The sequence below is a fragment of the Mesorhizobium sp. M7A.F.Ca.CA.003.01.2.1 genome, assembly GCF_003998945.1.
In the GTDB taxonomy this organism is placed as follows: domain Bacteria; phylum Pseudomonadota; class Alphaproteobacteria; order Rhizobiales; family Rhizobiaceae; genus Mesorhizobium; species Mesorhizobium ciceri.
This window is the reverse complement of record NZ_RZRA01000746.1, coordinates 1-2921: the sequence shown is the minus strand read 5'-3', so window position 1 is coordinate 2921 and position 2921 is coordinate 1. Positions and strand designations below refer to the sequence as shown.

General features: G+C 62.4%; 2 protein-coding genes and 1 pseudogene. 1 reads left to right on the top strand and 2 read right to left on the bottom strand.

The annotated features are described in order from the left end of the window. A pseudogene (locus tag EN969_RS24810) lies at positions 1-439 on the bottom strand (hypothetical protein); the annotation flags it as partial. Positions 440-576: 137 nt separating this feature from the next. Next, the gene (locus EN969_RS24805) at positions 577-1650 is read right to left on the bottom strand and encodes an alpha/beta hydrolase (protein ID WP_013531324.1); all 1074 of its coding nucleotides are present in this window, start codon (positions 1648-1650) and stop codon (positions 577-579) included. Between the two features lie 467 nt (positions 1651-2117). Here EN969_RS24805 and EN969_RS24800 point away from each other — a divergent pair. Beyond that, positions 2118-2921: pyridoxal-phosphate dependent enzyme (locus tag EN969_RS24800; RefSeq protein WP_127419473.1), on the top strand; the 804-nt coding region annotated here is incomplete at its 3' end.

The following is a 2921-nucleotide window of genomic DNA, read 5'->3' as shown; positions in this document are numbered from 1 at the left end:
CGTCAAAACCGTTGTTGAAGCCGTGCACGAAAACCAGCGCACGGTCGCCGCGCATGGAAATGTCGGCGCCGACCGCTTTGGCGAACTGGGGCGCGCCTTCATAGAAAGTGACGTCCTTGGCGGTAAAATCCTTGGCAGGATTGCTGTTTGCCGATCCCTTGGCCCGCTCGATGGCGCCGACCTGATGGCTTTTGGGAACGGTGACGTCGACACGGGCAAAGCTGGTGGTCAGCGAGCGATCGCCGTCGTAAACCTGTCGCGGCTCTTTTGTTGCCCTCTGGCGGGTGGTGGCGACGAAGATTTCATGCGTGGCCGCGATGTCGGATGCGGGCACCGAGACCGTCGTCCTGTTGAGCAGGTCGTGCGTTTTCCCGCCAGCGCAGCCGGTGACAGCGAGCGCCGATGCAACGACGAGGTAGCTCTTCGAACGCACGGTCACACGCAGGCTCCCGCAAAAGGGGACGTCAAACGCGTGACGTCGCTGGCTATTCCGATAAGGCCAGAGACCGGCGCGGTCCAGTTCAAAGTGAATCCATACGTCCGCGATGCCGGGCAGGCATCGCCGCGAGACCGCACCTATTGGCCAAGCAGGCTGATGCGGTCGGTGACATCACGGTCGCTGGCAAAGCCGTCATCCTCGCGCAGCCGCTGGCCGATCATCTTCACCAGCGTCGGATTGTCGGCGAATTTCGTATGGTTGAAGCTGTCCGATCCCTTGACCTTGGACAGGTCGACGACCGTCACGCCATAGGAGGCAAGATCGGCGGCATCCTTGTAGTCGCCGACACGCGGCCGTGAACCGGCGATCAGGCCGGAGAGCCGCAGCGCACGGTCGTCGTCCGATAACAGCAGGATGAACGGCTTGTCGGGCTTGCCATAGCGCCGCATCTGGCTCTTGAACACGTCGACATCGATGTCGGGCGAGGCCAGCACCACGTCGCCGAGCTTGCCGCCGAGATCGCGATCGCCGGTGATGGCCATCTGGCGCAGCGTTTCCATGGTGACCCAGGTTCCGAGCGAATGTGCGACGATGTCGATGCGCCGCGCGCCGGACTGCTCCAGCATCCTGAGCGTCACCTCCAACTGGTCGCGGGCAGCGCTGGCGCTTTCCTTGTCGTAGACATAGTCGGTGGTCCTGGCGCCCGATGCCCAGGAAAACAGCACTGGCGTGCCGGGATAGCCGGAATCATGGACGATCTGGGTCAGGCGATAGACGGCGGCATCGAAGCCGGTGTTGTAGCCATGCACGAAGACCATGACGCGGCCGCCGCGCGCCGCGATGTCGGCGTTGAGCGCGCTGGAGAATTTCGGCTGCGTGTCGTAGCCGACGACCTCGGAAGCCATGAAATACTTGGCCGGGTCGTCCGACTTGCCGCGCGAGCGGCGCTCGATCTGGCCGGTCTTGTGAAGCCCCGGAACGGTGACGTTGACGCGGGCATAGTTCAGCGTCGCCGACCGTTCGCCGTCGAAAACCTTGTTGGGATCGTCGGATTTCTTGCGCGTCGTGGCGATGAAGATCGAGTGGTTGCCGGCGATCTCCGTCACCGGCGCGGACACCATGGCGCTGCCAAGCAATTCCTGTGTTTGCTGGCCGGCGCAGCCGGCGACGAACAAGGCCAGGACAACGGTAAAAATCTTCTTCAAAGGCACGCCTGAATTTCCAACTCCGGCCGAAAGGCCTGTCTATCCTCACGATACCTCCCGGACAGGCAGAGTGCGGCAGAACTAAGTCCTGTCGAGTCGAAATGTGATCGGCGCCCCGCTGCGGCCATCGCAGTGTTGCGCGAAAGCCAAAATGGCGGGAAACGCCTGCGTGATGTGCGCAATGAGCGGCGTCGCCGCTGGCCCTCCAATCCCCGCGGAGATAGCGATTTCATACCGCCCGATGCGAGGGGGCATGAGAATGCACCCGCAAGTAGCTGAAAATATTTCGCAAAATTTCCGCCCGGAAGGACGTAAATGATGGACGATGGCGCTGGGGAGCCGGATATGTGATAGGCGGGCTCGCGCCGCACCTGGTCATGGCGCTCAACAACCGAACGTTCGCGACCCGATTAATGATAGAGATCCGCGGACAGCATGCAACGCAAGGTGATTTTCCCCAGGGGTGGTTTCCGATGAACAGTTTCTCTTCCCGCGTTGCTGCCGCTGCCGCCGCGATCCGCCAGATCTTCCCTGAAACGCCGCTACAGGAAAACGACTATCTGTCGAAAAAGACCGGTGCGCGGGTGCTGTTGAAGCGCGAGGATCTGTCGCCGGTCCGCTCCTACAAGATCCGCGGCGCCTTCAATTTCTTCCGCAAGACACTGGCGGCCGGCAACGAGGCCGAACTGTTCGTCTGCGCGTCCGCCGGCAACCACGCGCAGGGCTTTGCTTTCGTCTGCCGCCATTTCGGCAGGCGAGGCGTCGTGTTCATGCCGGTGACGACGCCGCAGCAGAAGATCGACAAGACCAGGCTGTTCGGCGGCGATTTCATCGAGATCAGACTGGTCGGCGATTTCTTCGACGATTGCTATCGCGCTGCCCTGGAATTCACCGACAGTTCCGGCGCCCATATGGTGCCGCCTTTCGATCACAAGGACATCATCGAGGGCCAGGCAACCGTCGCCTACGAGATCGCGGACCAGATGCCGGGCGCCCGCATGCCCGATATCGTCATGCTGCCGGTCGGCGGTGGCGGACTTGCCGCGGGCGTCACCCACTATTTCGCCGATCAGGGCAGGGAAGCACACTTCGTCTTCTGCGAACCGGCAGGCGCGCCGAGCCTGCGCGAGAGCCTCGCAGCGGGGAAACGGCTCAAGCTCGCCAAGGTCGACAATTTCGTCGATGGCGCCGCGGTGGCCGAGATCGGCCGCGAGCCGTTGCGTCATCTCAAGGATTTACCGGCCGACACGGTGCGGCTGATCCCGGAAAACAGGCTC